Genomic DNA, 7,005 nt, shown 5'->3' with positions numbered 1-7,005 from the left:
CCACGTTCCGGTGCGTAATCATCGTCCCTTTCGGCTTTCCGGTCGTCCCTGAGGTATAGATCACGTAGGCCAGATGCTCCGGCTTCGTCGCCTGCGGCGGACTCTCCGCGGGCATCGGCTCCGTTTCTAAGGCATATACCCGGCATCCCGCGAACGGAAGCGCCGGCGTCCGAAGCTCGACGTCACGGGTCGTCACCAGCCACTCCGCTCCGCTGTCCGCCAGCGTATAGGCGATTCGCTCAGCCGGATAATCCGGATCGATCGGCAAGTACGCCCCGCCGGCCTTCAGGATGCCGAGCACCCCGACGAGCATCTCCACCGAGCGATCCATCAGGATCGCCACGATACGGTCCGGCCCCACACCTTGCCCGCGCAGCGTCCACGCCAGCTGGTTCGCCCGCACGTTCAGCTCCGTATAGGTCAGCTGCTGATCCCCGTACACGGCCGCCACCGCATCCGGCGTCTTCTCCACCTGGGCTTCGAACAAACCGTGAATCGTCGCTTCCCGCGGATACTCCGCCGCCGTGTCGTTGAACGCATGCAGCAGCTCTTGCTTTTCCTCCGCCGTGACAAGCGATATCGAGGCCACCGGCCGCTGCGCATCCGCCAGCATTTGCTGCGCGATCTCTCGGATATGCCCCTCCATTCGCCGGATGAATGTTCCATCGTATACCTTGGCGTTGTACCGGAATTCAATCGACAACGCTTCGCCCGGGGCTAGCACGACGGTTAGGTCATAATTCGTCTGCTCAAATACTTCAACGTCACGGATCCCAAACGCAGCCTCGTCCGTTCCGCCTGCTTGGCCAATCGCTTCAGCAATCGGATAGTTCTCGAACACCAAAATATGATCAATCAATCCTTGCTTCAGCGCGCTCAGCCCCTGAATCTCATACAGCGGATAATAGCTGTGTGATTCCGACGCCAGCGCCGCTTCCTGCACCTGCTGCAGCAGCGCCGTTACACTCTGGTCGGGGGAACTGCTGACCCGTACCGGCGTCGTATTGATAAACAGGCCGATCATCCGCTCGATTCCCGGAACTTCCGCCGGTCTCCCCGATACGACAGTCCCGAATACCACATCACCGCTCTGGTTGTACTTCTGCAATAGCAGTCCCCAGATCGTCTGCATCACTGTGTTCAGCGTCACCTGTGCCTGGCGGGCCAACTGCTCCAGCTCCCGGGTCATCCCCCGATCCAGACGGAAGGCATGCTCCTGCGGCTCGGCTCCCGCATGCCCTGCTGTCCAAAGCGCTCGCGACACACTCGCCTGTTGCTCATAGTTTGCCAAGTACCGGCTCCAGTACTGTCGCGCCGCTTCCCCGTCCTGCTTTTCAAGCCATTGCATGTAATTGTTAAATTGTATTGGCGTGTCAAGTCGAATGGGCTGCTTAGTCTTCAAGCATTGATATATATGCATAAATTCCTGCATAAGAATGCTTACACACCAACCATCCATCAAAATATGGTGGAAGCTCCAAATCATTATGTGTGAATCAGAATCCTTTTTTAGAACAGCTAATCGAATTAAAGGCCCCCTCAATAGGTCAAAGCCCTCATCTCGATCATTTTGCATGTACTCGTTCACATACCTAGACTTTTCATTTTCACTCAACTGAGAAATATCTTCGAAAATCAAGTCCGTCTTTTGATTTTTCACTACGACTTGAACAGATTTCTTCACCTTTTCCCAGACGAAGATGGTTCGAAGTATATCGTATCGCTCAATCAGCTTCGCAAAGGATTGATTAACTAGGGTTACATTTAAATCACCTGCAAGCTCCAAAGTATATTGTTCAAAATACTCATTTGATTTGTGAAGCAAAGAATGAAATAACATACCTTCTTGCATCGGCGTAAGATAATAGATGTCTTTTATCGAGTCTCTTCTTCTACTCATGTTTACCTCCCGGCAAGTTGTTTAGAGACGCTATTATAAAACCTGGGCTAATTCCTCCGACCATTTAGTTTAGATACTTGGTACCTCGTTCTCTTCAATAACAACGTTAGGGGAGATGTTTTTATCTCTCCCCCTTCTGTTAACCCTTTTTTTCCTAGTCTATTTGTTCAAGCAATGAGTAAATGTTCTCTACTTCATCAATATCTAATCCACTAGAACTAAAATCGCTCGCGGTCTTCTCGCTGTGCGCCTGCCCCATGCAGTGGGCAATCAGTCTGCGAAGCTGTTCCGCATAACACGCCATCCAGCCTTCCACCGTTTCCCTCCGGTACACGTCTGCCGCATAGTCGCATGTAAACACGAGCTCCCCGCCGATCACCATCCCGTTCAGGCTCAGCTTGTACTCACTGGGGAGGTTCGGGTCGATGCTGGTGCCCGTCCCGTACACCGACGTTTCGAATACGCCAGTGGTCACGTCCCGGTCCAGCTGGCCCAAGTAGTTGAAGCAGATCTCCGGGCGAAGGTCAAACGTCAGCTCCTGTTTGTGCTCCGCTGCTGTCATATACTTCAGCACGCCATACCCGAGCCCTTTGTTCGGTACGCTGCGCAGCCCTTCTTTCACCGCCTTGATGCAGTCGGACAACGTCTCGCATGCCCCCAGGTCAAGCAGCGTCGGCACTATCGTTGTAAACCAGCCCACCGTACGGCTGACATCCACCGCTTCCCCGATCTCTTCCCGGCCATGCCCTTCCAGGTCCACCACAAACCGCCGATCGCCGATCCATTCCTGCAGCGCCAGGCCCAGCCCCGTCAGCAGGATGTCGTTGATTTCCGTATAGTACGCCCGGCCCGCCTGGTTCAATAACTGCGCCGTCTCTTCCCGTGACAGCCGGATGCTCACCGCTCCGCCGGTTCGCTCCGCTTCCTTGAGCCCTTCGTCCGCCGGCAGCGCCGCAGCCGGCGTCTCCTCGATTCGCTTCCAATAAGCGATTTCATTCAGCTGTTCCTCACTGTCCGCATAACGCGCCAGTGCCTCCGACCACGTCTGGAACGCGTCCGTCTTCTCCGGAAAGCGGATCTCCTCGCCCCGCTCTGCCTGCTCATAACCGGTCTGCACATCTTCGAACAGGATCCGCCACGACACCCCGTCCACCACCAGATGGTGGATGACGATCAGCAGATGATCGCCCTCGCCGGTTTTCATCAGCCCCAGGCGTATCAGCGGCCCCTGCTCCAGGTGCAGCCCCCGCTGCAGCCGCTCGGCTTCCGCCGCAATCCGTGTGTCCACGGCATTTTCCCCGCGCAAGTCGATCACGTCCAGCCCGAAACTCGCCTCTAGTGGCCCGCGGCTCCACTGCACCATGCCCGTAGCTTCTTCCCGATACCTCATCCGCAGCGCATCATGATGCTGGGCGATCCGTTCAAACACACGGCGCAGGACACCTTCGTCGAATCCGCCCCGGCGATGCAGCATGACCGCCTGGTTATAATGGTGCGGCAGCTGCGGCGACCGTTCAAACAACCCTTGCTGGATCGGAGTTAATCGTACTTCGCCTTCTACCGGACGCTGATCGATCTGCCGCGCCAACTTCTGCACATGCGGGCTCAGCTCCATAATCGTCGGATACCGGAACAGATCGCGGATCCCCAAGTGCAGCCCATGCCCCCGCAGCCGCGCGGCGATCTGAACGGCTTTGATCGAATCCCCGCCCAGCTCGAAGAAGTTGTCTTGGATCCCGACTTGTCCGACTTGGAGCACGTCCTGCCAAATCGTTGCCAGCTTCGCCTCCGTCTTGCTGCGCGGCGCCACATATTCACTTCCCGCCTGCATCCGTCCTTGCGGCTCCGGCAGCGCCTTGCGGTCGACCTTGCCGTTAGGGCTGAGCGGCAGCTTCTCCAGCTCCACAAAATAGGACGGGATCATGTAATCCGGCAGCTGTGCCGTCAGGTGCGCACGTAGTTCTGCAACCGGAACAGTTTCATCACTTAGGAGATACGCACACAAGTACGCCTGCCCTTGCTCGTCCTCGCGGGCCATAACCACCGCTTCGCGGATATGCGCATGCGCCAGAAGCCGCGTCTCGATCTCCCCGCACTCGATCCGGTAGCCGCGGATCTTCACTTGATGGTCGATCCGGCCCAAGTACTCCAGGTTGCCGTCCGGCAGCCATCTCGCCAAATCGCCGGTCCGGTACATCCGCGTCCCCGGCTCGAACGGATTGTCTACGAATTTCTCCGCCGTCAGCTCCGGCCGGTTGAAGTAACCCCGCGCCAGACCGTCCCCCGCGATGCACAGTTCACCCGCGACGCCCATCGGCTGCAGCTGCCGGTTGTCACTCACAATGTACAGCTGCGTATTGGCGATTGGCCCCCCAATCGGTACCGCCGCTTCCGCGAAGGTCGAAGCACTATCATAATACGTGGCATCGACCGTGGCCTCCGTCGGCCCGTACAGGTTGTGAAGCGTTGCTCCGCTCCGCTCCATTAACTTGTAGAAGCCGGTCACATGCTGCGCCTTCAACGCTTCCCCGCTGGCAAATACCCGGCGCAAGCTGCCCAGCTTCTCCGGGCTAAACGCTTTTCCGGCCTGCTCCAGGAAGACGCTCAGCATTGACGGCACAAAATGCATAACCGTGACCCCGTGATGCTTGATCGTTTCGGCCAGCAGCACTGGGTCTTTCTCTCCCTGCGGCGGAAGCATGCAGACCCGGGCCCCGGTCATTCCCCACCAGAACAGCTCCCACACCGAAACGTCGAACGTTATCGGCGTCTTCTGCAATATGACGTCCTGTTCTCCGATGGGATAGCGATTCTGCATCCATTGCAGGCGGTTGATGACCGCGCGATGCTCAATCATGACCCCTTTGGGGTTGCCAGTGGTCCCCGAGGTATAGATCACATACGCCAAACGCCGGGAATCCAGCTCTAACGGCGGGGTGGCTTCGGATTGTGCTTGCCTTCTAGAAGTCAACTCGATTACCGCGCCCTCAAATCCGCATGGATCCAGGCCGGGCTGGGTCAGCAGCACCATCGCGCCGCTGTCCCCGAGCATATACCGGATGCGTTCGGCCGGCAGCGCCGGATCGATCGGCAAGTACGCCCCGCCGGCCTTCAGGATGCCATAAAGCCCTACCATCAGCTCCAGCGAGCGTTCCGCCATAACCGCTACAATCGTTTCTGGCCCCACACCTTGCCCGCGCAGCGTCCACGCCAGCTGGTTCGCCCGCGCGTTCAGCTCCGCATAGGTCAGCTGCTGATCCCCGTACACGGCCGCCACCGCATCCGGCGTCTTCTTCACCTGTTCCTCGAACAGGCCGTGAATCGTCGCTTCCCGCGGATACTCCGCCGCCGTGTCGTTGAACGCATGCAGCAGCTCTTGCTTCTCCTCTGGCGTGACAAGCTCATACGACCCAATGCTTGCTTCCGGCTGCCCGGCGATTTGGGACAAGAGCTGCATGAAGTGCATCAGGTACCGCCCGGCTGTCTCCTCGTTGAACAGTGCGCTGCTGTATTCCAGCAACAGCTGAAGTCCTTGCTCACTCTCCGCGACATTCAGCGTCAGGTCAAACTTCGTCGCCCGGTGGTCCAGCTCGACCGGACGAACATCTACATCTGCCAGGCCAAAGCGCGCCTGCTCCATGTTCTGCAGCACCAGCATCGTGTCGAATAAGGGATTGCGGCTCATATCGCGCCGTACGTTCAGCTTCTCGACCAGTTCCTCGAACGGGTAATCCTGATGCTCGAATGCCGTCAGCGTCCGCTCCTTCACTTCGCGCACGAAGTCCATAAACCGCTTCTCCCCGGACGGGGCGTTGCGCAGCGCCAGCGTATTCACAAACATCCCGATCATCGGCTCCGTATCTGCATGCGTCCGCCCCGACACCGGCGTGCCAACCACGATGTCGCTCTGCCCCGTGTACTTGTGCAGCCACACGTTATAGGCAGCCAGCAGCACCATGTACAGCGTGGCTCCGGTCTCTGCGGCAATCTGCTTCAGCCCCTCGGCTACGTCCGCGCTGATCTGCGCATGAACCTGCCCGCCTTCACTGCTTGGCACCGCCGGACGCGTCCGGTCGGCCGGCAGCTCCAGCACCGGCGCTTCCTCCGCATAGACCGACAGCCAGTACGCCTCATGCCCTTGCATCCGCTCCACCTCGAGCGTGCTCTGCTGCCAGACCGCGTAATCCTTGTACTGGATCCGCAGCGGCGCCAGCTCCCCGCCGGCATACGCCGCCATGAAGTCTGACACCAGAAGGTTCATCGACACGCCGTCCGAGACGATATGATGCATGTCCCACACCAGCCAATGGCGCTCCTCCGCCAGTCGCAGCAACCCGGCCCGCAGCAGCGGCGCCTGACCCAGTGCGAACGGTTGCACAAAATTCCGGATGAGTTCCGGGGCTTGCCCTTCATCTGCATCCCGGCATACCCATTCAAACACCACGTCTTCGTGTACTTGTTGTCTCGGTTCGCCGTCGATCCACGTGAACGACGTGCGCAGCGATTCGTGACGGGCGATAACCGAGCAAATCGCTTCCTCCAGCCGATCCGCATCCACCTGCCCTGTTAGCTCCATAACCCCCGGCATGTTGTAGCGCGTGCTCTCCGGCTCCACCTCATGCAGCACGTATAGCCGCCGCTGCGCCGAAGACAACGGATAATCCTTGCCCGGCTTCACCGGTTCGATCCGGCCGTAGCCGCTTTCCTCCGTGCTGCGCACATAGACCGCCAACGCCTTCACCGTCGGGCGTGCGAACAGCTCCCGCAGCGGCAGCTCCACCGCCAGCTGCTGATGAATGCGCGACACCAGCGTCATCGCTTTCAGCGAGTGACCGCCGCGCTCAAAGAACGAATCGCCGATGCCGACCTCGTTTACCCCCAGCACTCCTGCGAACAACTCCGCCAATCGCGTCTCCAGCGCATCCCGCGGCGCTTCATAGCCTTCGCTGTACGCCTCCCGGTCCGGCGCCGGCAGCGCCTTCCGGTCCACCTTGCCGTTAGAGTTCAGCGGCAGCTTCTCCAGCTCCACAAAGTAGGACGGGATCATGTAATCCGGCAGCTGTGTTGCCAGTTGCGCCCGCAGCTCCGGTACCGGAACCGCTTCT

The 7,005-nt window shown here is 58.8% G+C and carries 2 protein-coding genes; both read right to left on the bottom strand.

Annotation, left to right across the window (positions count from 1 at the left end; genetic code table 11):
- The coding region (locus ACAN56_RS35305; protein WP_379148759.1) for a condensation domain-containing protein at positions 1–1,840 on the bottom strand (1,840 nt) is incomplete at its 3' end.
- A 214-nt stretch (positions 1,841–2,054) separates the two neighbouring features.
- Positions 2,055–6,947 carry an amino acid adenylation domain-containing protein gene (locus tag ACAN56_RS35300; protein ID WP_379148757.1) on the bottom strand — a complete coding sequence of 1,631 codons (4,893 nt, stop codon included), beginning with the start codon at positions 6,945–6,947 and terminating at the stop codon, positions 2,055–2,057.
- Positions 6,948–7,005: the final 58 nt, after the last annotated feature.

The sequence above is a fragment of the Paenibacillus paludis genome (genome assembly GCF_042610515.1).
In the GTDB taxonomy this organism is placed as follows: Bacteria; Bacillota; Bacilli; order Paenibacillales; family Paenibacillaceae; genus Paenibacillus_AQ.
Note: the sequence above shows the minus strand (reverse complement) of the source record. Positions and strands in the feature narration are given on the sequence as shown.